Raw genomic sequence first — 18,263 nt, 5'->3', positions numbered from 1 at the left:
CCCGTTTGGCGGCTTCGGCTCGCGGGGACGCTCGCCCTCCCGAACTTCTCGCGCGAACGGGAATCTTCGAAAATGTAGCACAACTTTGAGCAAGAAACGCGCCCCCTAACGGATAGGCAGACGCGCCAGGCGCTCGTGACACAGGCAGATTGCCAAAGCATCGGCGGCGTCGTCAGGCTTCGGCGACGCGTCCAGCCGCAAGAGCTTCGCCACCATATACTGCACCTGATGCTTCTCTGCCTGCCCATACCCGGTTACTGCCTGCTTCACCTCGGCGGGCGAGTACTCGAACCACTCCAAATGATGCTGCGCGGCGGCCAGCATGACGACCCCAATCGAGCGCGCCACCTGAATGGCCGTCTTGCGGTTCGCGCCGAACAGAAGTTTCTCGGTTGCCATGTGCTCGGGCCGATGCTTCTCGATCAGCCCGACGACTTCCTCGTAAATGCTCTGCAACCGCCGCTCGTCCGATAGCGTCGAAGGCGTCCGCACAACCCCAAAATCGACCAACTCGAGCCGACCCAATTCCTTGCGAACGAGGCCGAATCCAACCGTCGCCGTGCCCGGATCGATGCCTAAAATGATCATCTGCGTTTGGGTAAAATGGCCTTAAAGCGTCCCCGTAGCTCAGCGGATAGAGCGCTGGCCTCCGGAGCCAGGCGCGTGGGTTCGATTCCCGCCGGGGACGCCATGCTATATGGCCTGTTCCACCAGCGACGACCGATAGAGCCGCGCATAGTAGCCCTCCTTGGCCAACAGATCGGCGTGCGCGCCCGTCTCTACCAACCGCCCCCTGTCCAGCGCCAGCAGCCGATCTGCCGATTGCACCGTAGACAGCCGATGCGCGATCACGATAGTAGTGCGCCGCCCTTTGCCCTCCAAAATCGCCTGCTGGATCAACCGTTCCGAGACGCTGTCCAGCGCCGAGGTCGCCTCGTCCAAAATCAAAATCTTGGGGTCGCGAAGCAGCGCCCGGGCGATCGCGATGCGCTGATTCTCGCCGCCCGAAAGCCTCGCGCCCTTGTCGCCGAGCAGCGAATCATAGGAGTCGGGCAATCTTTCGATAAACTCGTGGGCGTGGGCGGCGCGGGCGGCGGCTTCGATCTCCTCTCGCGAGGCGCCCGGCTTGCCATAGGCGATGTTGTCCGCTACCGAGGCGACGAACAGCACGGTGTGCTGCGGCGCCACTCCCGCCCGGCTCCTCAGGCTCTCGATGTCGATCTCTTTCAAATCTTTGCCGTCGATCAGGATGCGCCCGGCGGTCGGCTCGTAAAAACCCAAAAGCAGATCGACCAGCGTGCTTTTGCCCGATCCGCTGCGCCCGACCAATCCTATAATCTCGCCCGGTTCGACCACAAACGAAACGTCGTCCAGCGCCAGCGAGCCGTCCGGATAAGCGAAAGAGACGTTTTGAAACTCGATCCGGCCTTGCAGGTCGTCCACTTTGAGTCCGCCGCGATGCGCCCTTTCGAGCGGCGCGTCCAAAGCCTCTCGAAAAATCCGCTCGGCAGCCGACAGCGCCTGCTTTCGCGTTACATGGATGTTGCCTATGCCGTTGGCCGCTTGCGCCACCATCTGCAGCACAAAAAGGAACTGAAAGAGTTGGCCCGTGGTCATCTTGCGAGCGGCGACCTCTTGCCCGCCGAACCAAAGCACGGCCGCAATCCCCATCGCCCCGATCATCTCGACCGTGGGGCGCAGCCGGGCGCGGCGACGTTCGCCCTTCAGCGTCGTCTCCAGCACGTTGCGATTGTGCTGCGCAAACCGCTCGATCTCTCGATCCTCCATAGCGAACGACTTGATCGTGCGAATTCCGGCCAGCACCTCTTCCACGACGGCGGTGATATTGGCCAACGAGCCTTGCGTCAAATGGGTGATGCTGCGTATCTGCTTGCCAATGCGCGAAATCACAAAGGCGATCATCGGAAGGCAGAGGCAAGCCAGTAGCGCCAATCGCCAGTTGATGAAGAAAACAACGCCCAATCCGCCAATGATGCGCAAGGGCGAATCGAGCGAATCGCGCACTAACTGCACGCCCGATTGAAGCACCGGCACATCGTTGATGATCACGCTCTGCACGGCCCCCACGCGCCGTTTGTTAAAAAACGACAGGGGCAAGCGTTGAAGATGCGCGAAGATGTCTGCCCGCAGCGAAGCCAACATCCGCTGCGCCGAGACCGACATATAATAAACCTGGCCGTAGCTAAAGAACCACTTGACGGCGAACACTCCGACCACTGTCAAACAAACCATGTTCAGCCGATGAACGTCTCCATCGGTCATGGCGTCGATCGTGCGCTTGATCATGTCGCCGATGTATAGGGTTACAAGCGTCGCGCCCGCAGAGCAAGCGAGCGCAACGGCCAATGGACGCCATTGAGCGCGCACATATCGCCACAATCGCCGCTCGTAGTTCTCCATGGGATGGCTAAGAATACCTGCTACAAAAGCTCGGCAATCAGGCGCATCAGGTTCTCCCGGCTGTCTCCGTTGTCCAGCGCGCTTCGAACCTCAGACAATGCAGCGATCTGCAGGTGTCTGGCCTCAGAATTTGATAGAATCTCTAACATGGCGGGCGCGAGGTTTTCGATTGTGACTTCGCGCATGACAAACTCGGGACAGACGCGCCGGTCGAGAATGATGTTGGGCAGGCCGATATGAGCCAGTTTTATAAACTTTTCGCGAATGAACCCCTCCAATCGAATGAGCGCGCTGGTATAGGCGATGACCATGGGGACCCTTTGGATCGCGGCTTCCAGCGTAACCGTTCCAGAACAGCAAAGCGCGGCGTCCGACGCAGCCAGTATATTAACCGCCGGCCCGGAGTAGAGCCTAGTCCCTTCGTGCCCTTTTATCATCGCTTCGTCGATGAACCGGGTCTGGGAGACGACAAACTGTGCGCCGGGAAGTTTCTGCCGGATCAGTTTCGCAGTCTTCAGAAAGAGCGGCCCCATTGCCGATACTTCGTGCTTGCGACTGCCGGGCAATAGCGCGACGATCGGCTTGTCGGCGCTCAATCCCAATTGTTCGCACAGCGTCTTTCGATCTAAGGTCGGTCGGCTCAGCCGCAGCAACGGATGGCCGACCCATTCTGCCCGCGCCCCCGCTGCCTGCAAGAGTTCGGCCGACCAAGAAAACGGCGTCGCGATCGCATCGGCAGCTTGCGGCAGATCGGGCCCTTGAGTCCACTTGCGCCAACTTCCGGGCGGCATGTAGTAAAGCGTCTTGATCCCATGCTTGCGCGCATACTTGGCCAAACGAACATTCGCCGCGCCAAAATCGATCGGGATGAAAAGATCGGGCTTGTTGGCCCGCAAACGCCGAAACACGCGGGTGAGCAAGAGTTTCAATCGCGGATAAAGCTTCAGACCTTCCAAGAAGCCGATCGCGCCCCAATCTCGGCTGTCGTGCCATAGAGTTACGCCGGCCGCTTCCATGCGCGACGATCCGATGCCTTCCACTTGACAGCCGGGGTATCGGTCAAAAAGGGCTTCGGCCAGGTCGGCGCCGTACAGATCGCCGGACGCCTCGCCCGATAGGATGACGAAACGCATTGAAAAGCGCTACTTTCCGGGCGGACGATCCAGTTGGCGCCCCATGCGGCCTTCGTGCGTCTTGTCCATAAACTCGATCAGATACTCGACCTCGGGATAGATCGTTACGGTCGCCCTGATTTGATCGATGGCGATTCGCATGTTCAAGTCTTCTTTGAACAGAAGCCGGCATGCCGTCTGAAGCGCGACCCGCGCATCCTGGCTCAGCCCTGCGCGGCGCAGCCCGATCGCATTGATTCCGCGCACTTCTGCCGGATTGCCGCCCACGATCATAAAGGGCGGCACATCGCGCGTTATGCGGCTCATGCCCCCGATCATCGCATACTTGCCCACGCGGACGAACTGATGCACGCCCGTCATGCCGCCAAAGTTAACGTTGTCCTCGACGATACTGTGGCCGCTGATGCCCACGCCGTTCGAGATGACGATGTTGTTTCCCAATTTGGCGTTGTGCCCCACGTGCACGGTCGCCATAAGGAAGTTGTTGTCGCCAATTTCGGTCGACTCGCCGTCTCCGCTGGCGCGGTGGATCGTAACGTACTCGCGGATCAGGTTGTGGCTGCCGATCTTTAGGTACGTCCGCTCGGCCTTGTACTTGCGATCCTGCGGCGGCGTGCCCAAGATCGAGCCCATAAAGACATGATTGTCTTCGCCCAAGATCGTGTTCTCGTCGATATAGACGTTGGCCTCGATCACGCTGCCGCCGCCGATCGAAACATTGGGCCCGATGATCGCGTTAGGGCCGATCTTGACGTCGTCGGCAATCTCGGCGCTTTGATGGACGATTGCTGAGGGGTGAATGAGTGGCATCCTTGCTCTTTCCTCCTATCCAGAGGCGGAGCTGGCCATGGCCTCCTTGGCATGGGGCTCTTTCTCGTTTTGCGGCACGAGCACAAAAGTAATCTCCGCCTCGGCGACGATCTCTCCATCGACCTTCGCAACGGCAGATACTTTGCCGATGTCTCGGCGAAACCATATGATGTTGATCTCGTTGATCAACTGATCGCCCGGAACGACGGGCTTCTTAAATCGCGCATTGTCCACGCCGCCTAACATTGCAAGCTTGCGGCCTTCGTCCAAGTGATACTTCATCATTACAAGGCCGACTTGCGCCATCGACTCCAAAATCAATACGCCAGGCATGATGGCCTGACCGGGAAAATGGCCCTGAAAAAAGCTCTCGTTGATCGTAACGTTTTTGACGCCGACGCACCGCTTGCCCGGGACGACCTCTAAGACGCGATCGACCAATAGGAACGGGTAGCGATGGGGGAGGATCTCTCGAATCTCTTCTATCGTAATCGTCTCGGTCAAGTTATGAGTCCCCTTGCTCGGCCAATCGCTCGCCGACTGCCTGCGCCAACCGCACGGCCAGCGCGTGTCCCGACTGCTTCGCAACCAGATCGAATCCATCCAGCCGCCTGCCGCACAGGTACAAATCGCCCAGCGCATCCAGCGCCTTGTGTCGGGTCGGCTCGTCGGGAAAGCGCGGTGAATTATAGTACCCGTTTTCGTCCAATATGAGGGCGTTGTCAAGCGTCCCCCCAAGCCCCAATCCTTGGGCTCGAAGCGCCTCGACTTCTCGAAGCAGGCCATAAGTGCGAGCCGGTGCGATCTCCTTATCGTAATCATCGATCCTTAACTCGATTCTCTGTGGCCCCCAGGGCAATTGGGTCTCCACCGTTGCAATGCCGATCCCTGGCATCGCCGACATCGTTCGGTCGCCGTCCGCGACCTCTACAATAGACGAAAGGCGAACCGGTTCGGTTTCGGACGGCTCTAAGCCTACGGAATCGATAGCCGCCAAAAACTCCTTGGCGCTACCGTCCAAAGCAGGGATCTCTTGGCCAGATTTCACTTCGATCAGCAGATCGGTTACTCTCCGCGCCCAAAGAGCCGACATGAGGTGTTCTACGGTCGCAACGCTCGAGCCGCCAACGCCCAACCGAGTGCAGCGCACGGTATCGAGCACATAATCCCATCGCGCCGGAAACTGGGCCGAACCGATTTGCAAGCGAATGCCGCCGCTCGATTGAGGGACAAGGCTAATCTGACAGTTCTGACCCGTGTGAAGCCCCGTGCCCTCTAGGGCGACATCGCTCTGTAGGGTGCTTCCCAATCAGTCTCGCTCCCTCTGATTGAGCTTGCGCTCCAACTCTTCCACCCGCTTCAAGAGTTGCGGCAGCTTCTTCGATGCGGCAACTTGGACGGCCCACTCTCTGTGAGGAATTGCAGGGCTGCCCAAATATACGGAGCCATCGGGAATATCGGCCAAAATGCCGGACTTGGCGCCTATCACCGTTCCAGAGCCAATGTGAACATGATCCTTGACCCCGACCTGCCCGGCCAGCACGACGTTGTCTCCAATCGAAGAACTGCCCGCTATACCCACCTGAGAGATGATGAGGCAGTTCTTGCCGACCTGCACGTTGTGCGCGATCATGCAGAGGTTATCGATCTTGGTGCCCGCGCCGATCCGCGTCGCGCCGGTCGTAGCACGATCGACCGTGGAATTGGCGCCGATCTCCACGTCGTCTTCAATGATCACGGTACCGATCTGAGGCATCTTATAATGTCCGCCGTTGTGCTGCACGTATCCGTACCCGTCGGCGCCGATCACAACGCCCGGATGAAGGATCGCGCGATCGCCAAGGCTAACGTCCGGCATCAGCGTTACATGCGGGTAGAGAATGCAATCCCGGCCGATCTTAGCCCCCTGACCAATGAAAGCATGAGGATGGATCACGGTGTTCGCGCCGATTATGGCCCCCGGATCGATATAGCAGAACGCTCCGACAGAGGCGGACGGATCGATCTGGGCTTCGGGAGAAACGATGCAAGTCGGATGAATCCCCGTAGACGGTCGCGGCCACGGGATGAAAAGCTCGAGCGCCTTGGCAAAGCCCAATCTTGGCAACGGATGAAGAATGAGGGGCTTTGTAACGTTCGGCGCATCTGAAGGCGCGATTATGGCCGCCGCTGGAGACGAGACCGCCTGTTCCAACCTTCTAAGGTCGCCGGCCAAGGTGATCCCGTCCGGCTTCACATCGTCCAATCCGCCTACGCTCGCTATCTCGATGCTCTCGTCGCCGCGAACCGTACCGCCAATCTTCTCGGCGAGTTCGTCCAAGCGGTATCTTGTCATGGCAGTGGCTCCCAATTAGCCTTAAGATAGGCGATGAATTCGTCCGTACGGTCCTTCTTCGAACGATTTGAGGCGATCTTCACGTTTGCTCGCTTCGCCCACTCTTCCGCCAGATTTCTCGCATGGCCGTCCAATTCCATCTTCCAATCGGCCTCCACTTTTGCAAGGGATTCTCTTATGAGTTCGGTCGGCAGCTTGGGCAATGCGGGCGGAGAGACGCTCGCGACCGTCTGCGGCGCGGCGACTCGGCTCCGCTCGTTTTGGATGACTTCGTCCAGATTGATCGGTGTCGAGAGGTTCTCGTCGATCAACTTCTTTTCTGCTTCGACATATCGCCGAACCTCGGGCGATCGGCTCGAAAGATCGATAAGAGGCATCGACTCCTCTGCTTCGATCAACTGTTGCTCCAGCCCTAACAAGATGGCCGTCTCGGCATTGATGGCGTCCAATTGCTGCTGAAGGGTCTGATAGACCTCAGAATCGGGAGGATAGAGTTTCTGCTTGGTCATCAGCGGCAAGGCTCGCTCGGCGGCGTCTTCCAATACGGCCCGGCGGTAACCGGCATCCAAGATAGCCGCCTGCCCGGTCGCCGCTCCCATCGCGCCGGGCAGGGGCAGTTGCAAAGCCAAGTAAGCCGCACGATTCTCAAGGTGCGCCAACCATCGTTCTCGCGCCGATTCCCTTTCGCGACCAAGGGTTGTCAGCGCGGCCCGTAGCCGAGAGAGGTACGCCTCCCGATCGATCTCGGCCTCTACTGATGGAAGGGCAAGAGAGGCGCCCGGCAGCGCGCCGGGTATCAGCGATTCTCCCATCTTCCAGGCTTCGGCCTCGGCGAAGATAGGCGCCATCGCCTTGTCCGCGCCGAGCACGAGCGCAACGCGGTCAAAGTCGATATAAGCCTCTTGGGCGTTGTCGCGCTTGCCGCATCCGACCAACAGGACGACCAGCGCAAAGCTCGCCCCAACTATTCGGATCACTTGCTTACGCGCTGAATCACCAAGTCCGTAATGTCGTTGTCGGCATAGACCACGCCGGTGGAGTTAAAGACGACCGAGAGCTTCCGCTCCTTGGCGATCGCGGCGATAGCAGCCTTGACCTGTGTCATCACCTCGTCCTGACCCTTCTGCAACTCCCCCTGAAGCTGTTGATTGAGTTGTTCGGCCAACACTCGCAGCTGCTCTCGACCCTGAGTAGCCAGCGCGGTCAGCTCGTTCAGCCTCACCGTCTGTTCCGGCGAAGGGGTGGCCGTGTTCTGTAGCACCGTCAGCGCGTCCCCTCGCGTCTTGGCCGAGTTCATAATGTCGCTCATCGCCTTCTTCTGAGCGTCGTTGGGCGCTGGCAGCATGGCCGTTTCATAGTAGGTCTTTCGCTCGTCCGGCGTCATCAAGATGTTCTGTTCCATCTGTTGAAGAACGGAATTGTATTTGCGCTCCAACTCTTGCAATTCGCCAAGCCGTTTCTTCGCGACCGAACTTTCGTTGACCACTTTGGCCATATCCACTACGCCGAAGCCTTGAGCCGAAGCCGAGCCGACCAGCGCGGCCAAGGCTATTGCCATCCATGTTATTCGCATCCATCTCCTCCTATCGACTGCTTGGCGGTATCAGATTCCGCCGCAAGATAATACCTGTCAGTTAGAAAACTTGACCGATGCTGATGTGGGTGCGACTGCCGAACCGACCGATGCCATAGTCGATTCGAATAGGACCCAGCGGCGTCCGAACGCGCACGCCAAAGCCTACAGCCCCGTTTGGCGAGAAGTCCGACTTCTGCGTAAAGTTGTTGACGGTCGGATAGCCGCCCCAAGCATCGCCCACGTCGGCAAACAACACGCCGGTGAAAGCCTTTTGTATCGGCCAGCGATACTCGATGCTGGCCAAGGCCATGTTCTTGCCCCAAAATCGATCTTCTGGATAGCCTCTCAGCGTTTCGGCGCCGCCGACAAAAAACTGCTCGAAAAACGGCACCGTGCCGGTCAGCGTTCCGACGTTGACGCGAAAGGCCCAAACTCGACGCGTGTCGTCCGGACGTTCTCTTCGACCCTGGGGACTGAAGTAAATGCGATAGTCGAAGCTGCCCTTGACAAATGTGCTCTGTCCCAACTTTACAACGTTGACAAACTGCGGATCGACGTTTCGAATGTCCGCAATGCCCGGCTCGACCGCCACCGCAATGTAACGACCCATCGCCGGATCGAGATCAAAATCACGAGTATTCAGAATGCCGCGGAAAGTCGCGCTGACGATGCTGCCGTCCTGGCGGATGAACCCGGTCTGATTGTCCGTGGCGATCTGATTGGTGCGCACATCTTCGCCGCGAATTCCGACTCCGATCGTTCTCGATTCCCCCATCGGACGGGCAAAGCTGAGCGTTACGCCTCGTCGCCGCTCGTCATACCGTTGCTGTTGCGTCGGATCGACTTGACCGCCGCCAAAGAAATTAGACGTAAACCGATAAACCAACTTATCGTAAACCGAGACGTTCATGCTGGTTCGACGGCTGTCCAGCCACGGCTCGCCGTACATCACTTCGATGCTCGCGCCCGCCGGTCCGCCGGTGCTCTGCAGGTTGACGCCGATCGTCTGTCCGCGTCCGCGAAAGTTCGTCTCAAAAAGTTCCAGAAGGCCGACTAGCCTCTGACGCGAGTCGATCGCAAAGCCCAAATTGATGCGACCCGTGGGCTTCTCCTTGACATTCAGCGTAATGTCCACAACTCCAGGCTCCGGCGTGTCGATCTCCGGCTCGAGACTCTCAAAGTAGTCCAAATTGTAGAGCCGTTGAAGGTCGCGAGACCAGAGTTCGGCCTGAAACAGACTGCCTGGCTGCGACTTTAGCTCCCGCAAGATCGTCCCCGCCCGCGTCTTGGTATTGCCGCGCACTCGAATCTGACCGATCTTCAGTTCGACGATCAGAATCTCAAGGATCTCGGGGTCGTCCGCAGAAGGCCGGTAGTCTTCGACTCGCCCGATATTGCTTTGCTTTTCGTAAAGCTCCATGATCCGGGTCTGGTCGCCGCGGATGGCGTTGATGTTGAGCACTTGCCCGGCTTTGTTGGTCAGCACGGCCAAGATGTCCGCCGTAGGGATCACGGTATTGCCAATAATCCGTACTTCTTTGATCAGCGGGTTCTCGACAACGTCAAAAATCACGCGCGCGCCGCCGTCCAGCGGTTCGGAAGTCGCCGCAACTCGAGAGAAGTAGCCCATCGCTTGAATCGCGACTCGGTCTGCCTCCATCGTCTCTCGATCGAAAGTCTGGCCCGGCTTTAGCCGGATGGTCGCCAAGATCGCCTGCTGATTGATATTCTTGTTGCCTCGGATGACGACCTCGGCCACTCGTCCCTGAGCAATCGCCGATGCGGCCAGAGTCAGAAACAACAAGCAGATTGATATCCTTTTCACCTTCGCTTCTCCTCCTCGTTTTGGCTAAGGCTCGATATACGACGAAAGCCGTTGCCTAAGCCATGCTCGGGCGCGCGCCAATCGGCTACGAACCGATTCAAGCGTCGTATCCAGCGCCTCGGCGACCTGCTCGTACGACAGGCCTTGATACTCTCTTAAGATGATGACCTCTCGATAGTCGGTCGGCATTTGATCGATCGCTCGCTCGATCTGCGCGCTCAACTCCTGCCTCAACAGCCTTTCGTCCGGCGACTCGCTCTGGTCCGTCGGCTCCCAGGCCGAAAGGGGCATTGAGGCCTCCAACCGCGAGGTCTCGATCTCCTTCGCATGTCGCCTCTTTCGACTGTTGAGGCTGTCCTTGGCCGAGTTGACCGCAATCCGATAGATCCATGTATAGGGCTGAGATTCTGCGCGAAACCGATCGAAACTCTTGTAGGCCTTCACAAACGTCTCTTGCGTCAGGTCCGCCGCCTCCTCTGGGTCGCTCACCATTCTCAACAGCACGTTATAGATGCGCCGCTCGTAGGCAGCGACCAAGGCTTCAAATTCGACCCTCCGGTCCTCCATGCTTAGCGGGCGGCATCCGTGCCTGTCTGGTTTAGACGGGCGCGACGGAATAAAGTGTCGCCCGGATAAGCATACCTGGCAAGTTTAGCCCGTTGCATTGACGGTTTTCTGCGCATCAGGCTTGGCTGGCATAAGACGGGCTGTACGTTCGTGGGCGCCGACCGGGCGCACAGGGAGCGTTATCGATGAGTATGCTAAAGGAGAGCATCGGCCTCATTCTTATTTGCGCGCTGGACGCGATCAGCACCTATTGGCTGATCGAAGGCGGCATGGCGACCGAGGCCAACCCGTTGATGAACATGGCGCTGCAGCACAGCTGGGCAATGTTCTTTGGAATCAAGGGCTTCACGGTCGCCTTAGCCGTCGGCTTTGCCGAATGGTATCGTCAGCGCGACGCGGCCTATTCGATCCGCTGGCTCCGTCTGACGATCTTCCTCTACATCACCGTCTGGTGCGGCGGCGTGCTGGCAGGCAACATCGCCAACGCTCGCGCCTAATCGGGCAGACGGACAAACCCCGACTGATCGACCTTGACGCCAACGATCTGCGAACTTAACTGAAGATAGAGAGCCTGCCCAGGCTTGGTCGAAATCGGAATGCGCGCTTCGAACCACTGTCCCCTGCTGGCCGCGCGAACGCCGTTCTTCCGTCGCACCGTCTGCAACGCCGAAAAGGTGTGCGTCGTGCGCGTTTCGTTGCCCCTAGCGTCAAAGGCGATCAGATCGACTCGCATCTGGCACTGCGGCCCCATGTCGCCGCGCGCCTTGACCGATATGTAGAACCCGCGCTTGTCGCGCCCGGCATACACCTCGCAAATGTCGGCGCCCGGCTGCAAACGCCTCGCGGCATCGTCGTCCGAAGGATCCTGGTGCACAAGGCGCACCGGTTCGTCCGGATTCCCATCGATGACGCTGTTCAAAGCAGGCAGTTTGGGCGGTTCCGCTTCTGGCAGCACGAACAGTTCGTTCCGCCGGACAAAGCTGTTTAGAAATTTGCCCGACACCGTTCTTTGAGACTGATGCCGCTTGAGCGCGGCCTCCTTTGCGGCCAGAGCCTCTGGCGTCAAGGGCAGCTTGGCCCACTGGTATCCCGCATCGACCATGGCCTTGGGCGGCAACAGCGAAAGCTCCGGATGATGGCCCATCGGTTGCGGCCAATCGCCCCGGTGAACAATGTAGTAGATCATTCGGCATTCCTGATCCAGCAAACCGCGCGACTTGACCCGTCGCATCGCTTCTTCGACAACGAACGCCGCAGCGACATGATCGGCATGATCGTCTAGCGGATGGGTCGTGTAGACCTCTGTCGGCCCATAATCCACAATGACGGCCGCCACCGCTTCGATCATCGCGCCGAGCCGGTACGGCCTTCCGGCGTATTGATCCAGCTGAGTGTAAGGCGATACGTACTCTTTGCCCGATTGAGCCATCGCCATCAAACCCCGGTCCGGCATGCCCAAAAAACGGACCTGCGACGATTGCAGGCCGAGTTCTCGCGCGGCAGCCTGGGCTTCTCGTCGGCGCACCTGTCCGAGCTCTCTATAATCCTCAGGGCTGGGCGGCTGGCCGGCCAAAAACATCGCCGGCGCCGAATAGCCGTCCCCATCTGTCAAGAAAAGGATTCTCGCGTCGGCGCCGACCGACGTCGCCATAGCCAGCAATCCCCCGCAGCCCAAGGTCTCGTCGTCCGGATGGGGAGCGATGATCAGGGGACGACTGGAAGCCTTAGGCGCGGGCAAGATCGGCAAATCGTCCATCGTTTGGGTCAGCGCCGATCGCTTTGCCTGCATCGTAAAGAGGAGCGTCGTAACGGCAAAATAGGAGCAGAGACACAGCGCCGAAAGCCCAAGCAGTTTCTTGAATCGCGATCGCATCGGATGGTTAAATGAAAAATGGCGGAGCGGGAGGGATTCGAACCCTCGAGCCTCCTTTTGGGAGGCTACTCGATTTCCAGTCGAGTTCCTTCGGCCGCTCGGACACCGCTCCTGGCCGCGGCGATATTATACAGCATCGGGCGGTCAGTCGACTTGTTCGGCCATTCTCACGAGCCTCTGTTGAGGCACGCTTCGGTCGGCCACCAGGCCAAACCAGTAGCCGTCCCTCTCCCAAAAGTGAGCGTTCTTGCCCTCTCGCTCGTGAGGCGGCAATTGTGGCGGAGGCATTCGGTCGCCCCTCAAGGTTTGGAAGAAGGTGATCGGCTTGCCTTCGATCTTAAATCGCGTGGCAACGATCGGCCCTTCCGGCGCAGGCATGATGAAGACGCCATCGACCTGCTCGCTACGAATCATGCGCAATCGCTTGATCCGAAATCGCACGGCGGACTGAGCCTCTTCGATCGAATCGAACCGACCCGGACCGCTCTTGACGCGCTCCGTGCCGGGAGGCACATCCAGTTCGAAAATGTCGCGCGAGAAGTTCGGCTTCAGATTCACTCTAGAGAACTCCATCGCGAATCGTCGTCCCATCCCGTCGTTAGCGGCTTCGTGCTTCAACATCAACCCCGTTTCCTTGTCGATCCACAACTTTTGAGCGACCATGGCCATTGGAGCCGGTCGACCAGGCGGATTGGGCCTTCTTGGAGGCGGGTTGAGCGCGACCACGACGCATCGCCGGCCGGCAATCGTCTCCTCGCCGACGATCGCTGGCCTAAAACCGTGCTGACGCACCTGGCCCACAATGTTCTGAAGACGACCGATGATCTCGGGCGGCGCGGGGCGTTCCTCAACGCGCCTCTGTGCAGGAAAGTAGTGCTGAAATCGGCCATTGGCATAAAGCATGACCTCGCCCCGCCTCGGCGGAGGCGCCACGATCTCAATGCGCGTTGCTCGGGCGCCCGCTCTCCAGATGCGTTCTTCAGTACGCATTCGTCGGTCGCCCATCCCGACTTCGGTGGAACGAACGCCCTCGAAAGACTGCGTCCTGTCCGCCTCCATCGCGCGACGAAGAATCTCCCTCCCCTCGGCGTCCTGGCCGAAAGCGAGAGAGAACGTCAACAAGAGACTGAGCAAAGCCATGATCGACTTCATTGCTGGCTGGTATACCCCGATGTTACGATGTAGGATACGGTCGGATCGAATGCCGTCTCGATGCCTAACTGCTCGTGGGCGGTCAGGCACTGCTCGGCATAGCTCTGAGCGGCCTGCTGGCTGGGGCCGCCGTCTTCAGGGATCGACAAGAAGGGTCGCGCGCCTAAGTAGGCCACTAGCGCGAACGCGGCGACCGAGCTGAGCGCGATGGTCGGCCTTCTAAAAAGCGCCGTCGTCCGTTGCCAAATCGATGGTTTGCGAGCCAGTTGATGAGAGATGCGCTCCAGCGTCTTGGCGCCAAAGTCGGTCGGTGCGGCATACCGATGGCTAGATCGCAAGGCGTCGCGGGTCCTGTAGGCGGCATCGAGCGCAAAACGGCAGACTTCGCACTCCTCGGCATGGCCCAAGAACTCGCGCTCCTCGCGCTCGCTCAACTGACCGTCCACGACCGACCAAACCCATTTCTCGCGCTTGCAATTCGTCATCTCAAACTCCTCGATAGCCTTCCAATTGCTTCTTCACCGCGTTCCGCGCCATAAAAAGCCGGCTCTTGACCGTGCCGACGGGCGTCCTAGTCGCTGTTGCGACCTCTTCATAACTCAATCCTTCCACATCCACCAACAGCAGGGTCGTTCTCAACTTCGGCGACAACGATTGGATCGCGCAATCGACCAGATCGGCCATCTCGCGCTCCAACAACTGTTCGACCGGACCGGGCTTTTCGTCCGCATATTCGTGCTCGCGCTCATCCTCTTCCCAAACGAGCGGCGCGGCGTCCGGCTTTCGCTTCTTTGCTCGATGATAATCGATGCAAAGATTGGTCGCGATCCGAAAGAGCCAAGTGCTGATCCGGCTGCGACCGTCAAACCGGGATATGCTGGTCAAGGCCCTCACAAAGGTCTCTTGCGCCAAATCCTCGGCGTCCTGCGGATGGTTGACCATCCGCCTCACATAGTTGTAAACGCGGTCGCTGTATTCCCGCACGATCAGATCGTACGCGGCAGAATCTTGCCGGCGGCAGCGCGCAACCAGGGCCGCCTCGACGTCGTTCGTCTCAGCGCCGCTGCCAAAGAGCTCTAGTTTCTGCACAGCCTCCACCAATCATCACCTATCCTTTAAGACGGCGATTCGAGCGAAAAGTTCGCCCTCAATTCTAACAGGATCGGAAAACTGGCGAACTTTTCGGCATCGCTGTCGTCAATCGACTATCTGTTCGCCAAGAGCGGGCAGAAATTCGGCACCAGGGAGAAAACAAGATGATGAAACGAGCAACGATATGGGCGGCGACCGCGGTGGCCTTTTTGGCGCTAACGGCGTTTGCCTCTGTCGGCTACCTAAACGCGCAAGAGACGCCTAACGACTCGGCTCCGACATTGGAGCAGCCGCCTGGAGGCTTTCAGCCTCGACCCGGCGGACTGCAGCCGGGCGGCCCCGGACCCCAGCCCGGCCAACCCGGACTGCCCGGTCGCGGCCCCGGCGGACCCGGCTTCAATGCGCCAATGGCGCCCCAACCGATGATGGGACAGATGGGCGGCGGACCAGCCCAAATGGCCGTCAGCGGCAACAACCTGTACATCCTGCGCGGCAACAAGATCCATCGATTGAACGCGACGACCTTGAAGACCGAAGCGACGGAGACCCTGCCGGACGACCGGCCGATGCCTCCGCGCGGCGAAATCGACTAACTCTCAATTAGGGCGCCTCGACGTTTGGGGCGCCCTGAAGCGCTGCCTCCAAAGCCTCCCACGCCATTAAGCCGCACTTTTGACGTCCGGGATGCTTTCGCAAAGCCCCTAGCGCGCTCAGATCCCCCTCGGCTTCCGCATCGCCGATCACCAACTTCTTCGTCAAAGCGATCAAGCCTTCAGCGACTTCGACCGTTTGACCCTTGACCCGTTCGACCATGATCGAAGCCGATGCCTGACAGATCGAACATCCTTCCGATTCGAACCGAATGTCCTCGATCGAACCGTCCATCAGCCGCAAATCGATCGTGATCTCGTCGCCGCAAAGAGGATTGAATTGCGAGGCGGTGTGCGTCGGCTCTCTCAGTCTTCCTCGACCGCTCGGCTGTCGATAATGTCTTAGAATAACGTCTTGAAAGAGCTCGTCAGGCAAGCTTGAAAACCTCGCGAACGCGCTGCAGCCCTTTGATCAGCGCATCGATGTGATCGCGATCCGTATAAACGCCGATGGAAGCGCGCGCTGTCGAAGGAGCGCCCAACCGTTTGGCCAGCGGATGCGCGCAATGATGCCCGGCGCGAATGGCAACGCCGCAACCGTCCAAAATCGTCGCGATGTCGTGCGGATGCACATCGCCAAGCGTGAACGCGAAAACGCCTGCCCGCCGATCCGGGCCAAAAAGCGTCAAACCGGCAATCTGCCGCAATGCGCCCAGCGCGTACTCCGTCGTTTCGCGCTCCGTCTCTTCGATCGCCGCCATGCCGATCTCGTTCAAATAATCGATAGCCGCGCCCAATCCGACCGCCTCTGCTATGGGCGGCGTTCCAGCCTCGAACAAATACGGCGGATCGCAATAGATCGTCTTGTCCCAAGATACGTCGAAGATGGTGCCCCCGCCCACTTGCCACGGAGACATCGATTCAAGTATGGGTCTCTTTACAAAGAGCGCTCCAACGCCCGTCGGACCGTACAACTTGTGCCCTGAGAAAGCATAAAAATCGCAACCCAATTCCCCAACGTCGACCGCCATTTTCGGCACGGCCTGCGCCCCGTCCACAAATACCGCAGCATGTGCGCCATGCCCGATCGAGCAAATCTCCCGAATCGGGTTGATCGTGCCCAATACATTAGAGACATGGGTAACGGCAATGAGCCGCGTTCTGTCCGTTAACAAATCTTTCAATCGTTTCGGATTGAGCGCGCCGTCGTCCTCGATCGGCCATACGGTCAGCCTGGCTCCCTTTCGTTCGGCCAGCCTTTGCCAGGGCAAGATGTTCGCATGGTGCTCCATCTCTGAGACGACGATCTCGTCGCCCGACTTTATGTTCTGCTCCCCCCAAGAGTTCGCAACAAGATTGACCGCTTCGGTCGTGCCCTTGGTAAAGACGATCTCGTTCGGCTGGGCTCCTAAGAATTGTGCGACCTTCGTGCGAGCACTCTCGAACCGCTCTGTCGCCCGTGCTGCCAAGCCATACGCCCCCCGATGCACGTTGGCATAGTCGTTGGCATAGAAGTCCCGCATCGCGTCTAACACGGCGTCCGGCTTCTGAGCGGTCGCCGCGCTGTCCAGATAGGCTAAGTCGCGCCCGCCCTCGCGAAAGAAGGGGAACTGCCGCCTAATCTGCGTCGGACTAAAGGGCATCGTCTTCATTGTTTAGCCTGGCTAAATTATGGCACGGCGACCGCGACGACGGAAACCGGTAGAAGTAACAGGCAGGGATTCGCTCAAGGCAGTCGTATACTTTAGCCAAGACTGCGCTCGTGCGGCGAGGCCAAAAGCACGCCGACGGTCGCAGCGACAGACCGCACAGCCTTGTTTAACCCAACCTCCCTCTAAGAAGGGGTCCAAGACGGACCCCTTTTTTTTTACACGCCCTTCTCTAAAGCCCGATTGTGAGCGCCCGCGCGATAGACCGCGTCCAACAACCCATAAAAATAGAGCGCGATCACCGACAAGAGCGTCGAGACGATCAAGGGGCTCATGCCCACACCAGAAACGCTGCCCGGAGGCGCAAAAAAGAGCTTCAGCATGTTCTGCACCACGTGCCCGCCATCCGGCGAAGCAAAAATCACGATCCAGCCGATCATCGTAAGCCCCATCAGCGCGCCCGCTTTGACAAACTCTCCGTTATAAATCTGCCCCAATCCCGGCATCAGCGCGCTCAGCAATAGGGCAATCCCTTGGTTGCGCTTGGGCATGTAGATCTTCTCGCCGCCCTCGACCATGCGCTTCCATTCGTCTTGCTGCATCTTTAGGTTTGCCAGAGCGAGCGTGCATTCCGCGAACTTCCGTTCCGCAGACACCCGGCCCGGCTCGATCGCGGTCGCCTTCTCATAGGCGCTCTTCGCTTCTTCCATCCGACCCGCCTCTTGGCGCATATCCCCCAACATCTCCCAAGCCGCCGCGCACTCAGGATCGACCTTAACCGCCTGCTCGCAGAGGTCCAACGCCGCAGCGATCTGGCCGCGCAGACGCAGCACGTTCGCCTGAGAAATCAGCTTGTCGGCTTCAGCCCGCGCCACGGTCAACTCGTCGTTCATCTCGATCGCGCGTTTTCGATGCTGGGCGCGTTGGCCCAAAACGTCTCAATGTCGTATCGCTTGCGCGGCTCCTCGCGCATCACGTGCACCACCACATCGCCAAAATCTAACAGCACCCAGACCGCCGATTCGAAGCCTTCGACGCGCAACGCCCGCTCGCCGCTGGCCTTCAATTTCTCTTGAATCTTCTCGGCGACCGAACGAACGTGCACATCGGACGTCCCGGTACAGATTACAAAGTGGTCGGTAATCGTCGTTTTCCCCTTCAGATCGATCGACGCGACATCGATCGCCTTGGCCTCGTCTGCGGCCTCCAGCGCCAGCTTAAGCTTTGTTTCGGTTTCCAT

21 protein-coding genes and 2 tRNA genes are annotated in these 18,263 nt (G+C 59.0%); 3 read left to right on the top strand and 20 right to left on the bottom strand.

The window, feature by feature from the left end:
* Positions 1-105: 105 nt before the first annotated feature.
* A complete protein-coding gene (gene ruvC / locus HUU60_00860) occupies positions 106-588 on the bottom strand; it encodes a crossover junction endodeoxyribonuclease RuvC (GenBank protein NUL81256.1) in 483 nt (160 codons plus the stop codon).
* 28 nt (positions 589-616) lie between these two features.
* Here ruvC and HUU60_00855 point away from each other — a divergent pair.
* Positions 617-691, top strand: a tRNA-Arg gene (locus HUU60_00855).
* Positions 692-693: 2 nt separating this feature from the next.
* Here HUU60_00855 and HUU60_00850 read toward each other — a convergent pair.
* The 10 genes from HUU60_00850 to HUU60_00805 all read right to left on the bottom strand — a co-directional run bounded on the left by HUU60_00850 (position 694) and on the right by HUU60_00805 (position 10,667).
* Entirely contained in the window at positions 694-2,421 is a 1,728-nt protein-coding gene (locus HUU60_00850) for an ABC transporter ATP-binding protein (protein NUL81255.1), read from the bottom strand.
* A gap of 20 nt (positions 2,422-2,441) precedes the next feature.
* Positions 2,442-3,554: a lipid-A-disaccharide synthase gene (lpxB, locus tag HUU60_00845; protein NUL81254.1), complete on the bottom strand. Its 1,113-nt coding sequence runs from the start codon at positions 3,552-3,554 to the stop codon at positions 2,442-2,444.
* Positions 3,555-3,563: 9 nt separating this feature from the next.
* Complete coding sequence (gene lpxA / locus HUU60_00840) at positions 3,564-4,364, bottom strand: acyl-ACP--UDP-N-acetylglucosamine O-acyltransferase (protein NUL81253.1); 801 nt, start codon at positions 4,362-4,364, stop codon at positions 3,564-3,566.
* A gap of 15 nt (positions 4,365-4,379) precedes the next feature.
* Positions 4,380-4,967, bottom strand: coding sequence for a 3-hydroxyacyl-ACP dehydratase FabZ (fabZ, locus tag HUU60_00835; GenBank protein NUL81252.1), 588 nt, complete (start codon positions 4,965-4,967; stop codon positions 4,380-4,382).
* On the bottom strand, positions 4,870-5,673 hold the full coding sequence (locus HUU60_00830) for a UDP-3-O-acyl-N-acetylglucosamine deacetylase (GenBank protein ID NUL81251.1): 804 nt from the start codon (positions 5,671-5,673) through the stop codon (positions 4,870-4,872). Before HUU60_00830 ends, fabZ begins: the two co-directional genes overlap by 98 nt.
* Entirely contained in the window at positions 5,674-6,699 is a 1,026-nt protein-coding gene (lpxD, locus tag HUU60_00825; protein ID NUL81250.1) for a UDP-3-O-(3-hydroxymyristoyl)glucosamine N-acyltransferase, read from the bottom strand.
* A complete protein-coding gene (locus HUU60_00820) occupies positions 6,696-7,676 on the bottom strand; it encodes a hypothetical protein (GenBank protein NUL81249.1) in 981 nt (326 codons plus the stop codon). The genes lpxD and HUU60_00820 overlap by 4 nt, the downstream gene beginning before the upstream one ends.
* Positions 7,673-8,272, bottom strand: coding sequence for an OmpH family outer membrane protein (locus HUU60_00815; GenBank protein NUL81248.1), 600 nt, complete (start codon positions 8,270-8,272; stop codon positions 7,673-7,675). The genes HUU60_00820 and HUU60_00815 overlap by 4 nt, the downstream gene beginning before the upstream one ends.
* Before the next feature lie 61 nt (positions 8,273-8,333).
* Positions 8,334-10,100, bottom strand: coding sequence for a BamA/TamA family outer membrane protein (locus tag HUU60_00810; protein NUL81247.1), 1,767 nt, complete (start codon positions 10,098-10,100; stop codon positions 8,334-8,336).
* A 24-nt stretch (positions 10,101-10,124) separates the two neighbouring features.
* The gene (locus HUU60_00805) at positions 10,125-10,667 is read right to left on the bottom strand and encodes a sigma-70 family RNA polymerase sigma factor (GenBank protein NUL81246.1); all 543 of its coding nucleotides are present in this window, start codon (positions 10,665-10,667) and stop codon (positions 10,125-10,127) included.
* 185 nt (positions 10,668-10,852) lie between these two features.
* On the opposite strand from HUU60_00805, the gene HUU60_00800 reads away from it, so the two are divergent.
* Positions 10,853-11,164: a hypothetical protein gene (locus HUU60_00800; GenBank protein ID NUL81245.1), complete on the top strand. Its 312-nt coding sequence runs from the start codon at positions 10,853-10,855 to the stop codon at positions 11,162-11,164.
* On the opposite strand, the gene HUU60_00795 is transcribed toward HUU60_00800, so the two are convergent.
* The 5 genes from HUU60_00795 to HUU60_00775 form a co-directional block, all read right to left on the bottom strand.
* Positions 11,161-12,540, bottom strand: a complete 1,380-nt coding sequence (locus HUU60_00795; protein NUL81244.1) for a PIG-L family deacetylase — start codon at positions 12,538-12,540, stop codon at positions 11,161-11,163. The genes HUU60_00800 and HUU60_00795 overlap by 4 nt on opposite strands.
* Before the next feature lie 19 nt (positions 12,541-12,559).
* Positions 12,560-12,652 (bottom strand) — tRNA-Ser (locus tag HUU60_00790).
* A 32-nt stretch (positions 12,653-12,684) separates the two neighbouring features.
* Positions 12,685-13,692: a hypothetical protein gene (locus HUU60_00785; GenBank protein ID NUL81243.1), complete on the bottom strand. Its 1,008-nt coding sequence runs from the start codon at positions 13,690-13,692 to the stop codon at positions 12,685-12,687.
* Positions 13,689-14,177, bottom strand: a complete 489-nt coding sequence (locus HUU60_00780; GenBank protein ID NUL81242.1) for a zf-HC2 domain-containing protein — start codon at positions 14,175-14,177, stop codon at positions 13,689-13,691. The genes HUU60_00785 and HUU60_00780 overlap by 4 nt, the downstream gene beginning before the upstream one ends.
* A 1-nt stretch (position 14,178) precedes the next feature.
* Positions 14,179-14,793, bottom strand: a complete 615-nt coding sequence (locus HUU60_00775; GenBank protein ID NUL81241.1) for a sigma-70 family RNA polymerase sigma factor — start codon at positions 14,791-14,793, stop codon at positions 14,179-14,181.
* Positions 14,794-14,948: 155 nt separating this feature from the next.
* Between HUU60_00775 and HUU60_00770 the strand changes: the two genes are divergently transcribed.
* The gene (locus tag HUU60_00770) at positions 14,949-15,377 is read left to right on the top strand and encodes a hypothetical protein (GenBank protein ID NUL81240.1); all 429 of its coding nucleotides are present in this window, start codon (positions 14,949-14,951) and stop codon (positions 15,375-15,377) included.
* A 7-nt stretch (positions 15,378-15,384) separates the two neighbouring features.
* Here HUU60_00770 and HUU60_00765 read toward each other — a convergent pair whose 3' ends face one another.
* From HUU60_00765 to rsfS, 4 genes are all read right to left on the bottom strand, one after another.
* The gene (locus tag HUU60_00765) at positions 15,385-15,810 is read right to left on the bottom strand and encodes an SUF system NifU family Fe-S cluster assembly protein (GenBank protein NUL81239.1); all 426 of its coding nucleotides are present in this window, start codon (positions 15,808-15,810) and stop codon (positions 15,385-15,387) included.
* Positions 15,803-17,026 (bottom strand): cysteine desulfurase, encoded by a 1,224-nt coding sequence (locus HUU60_00760; GenBank protein NUL81238.1) that lies wholly within the window; start codon positions 17,024-17,026, stop codon positions 15,803-15,805. The genes HUU60_00765 and HUU60_00760 overlap by 8 nt, the downstream gene beginning before the upstream one ends.
* A 215-nt stretch (positions 17,027-17,241) precedes the next feature.
* Positions 17,242-17,916, bottom strand: a complete 675-nt coding sequence (locus HUU60_00755) for a hypothetical protein (protein ID NUL81237.1) — start codon at positions 17,914-17,916, stop codon at positions 17,242-17,244.
* Complete coding sequence (gene rsfS, locus HUU60_00750; protein NUL81236.1) at positions 17,913-18,263, bottom strand: ribosome silencing factor; 351 nt, start codon at positions 18,261-18,263, stop codon at positions 17,913-17,915. The genes HUU60_00755 and rsfS overlap by 4 nt, the downstream gene beginning before the upstream one ends.

The sequence above is a fragment of the Armatimonadota bacterium genome (assembly GCA_013359125.1).
Lineage (GTDB): Bacteria > Armatimonadota > Fimbriimonadia > Fimbriimonadales > GBS-DC > JABWCR01.
Note: the sequence above shows the minus strand (reverse complement) of the source record. Positions and strands in the feature narration are given on the sequence as shown.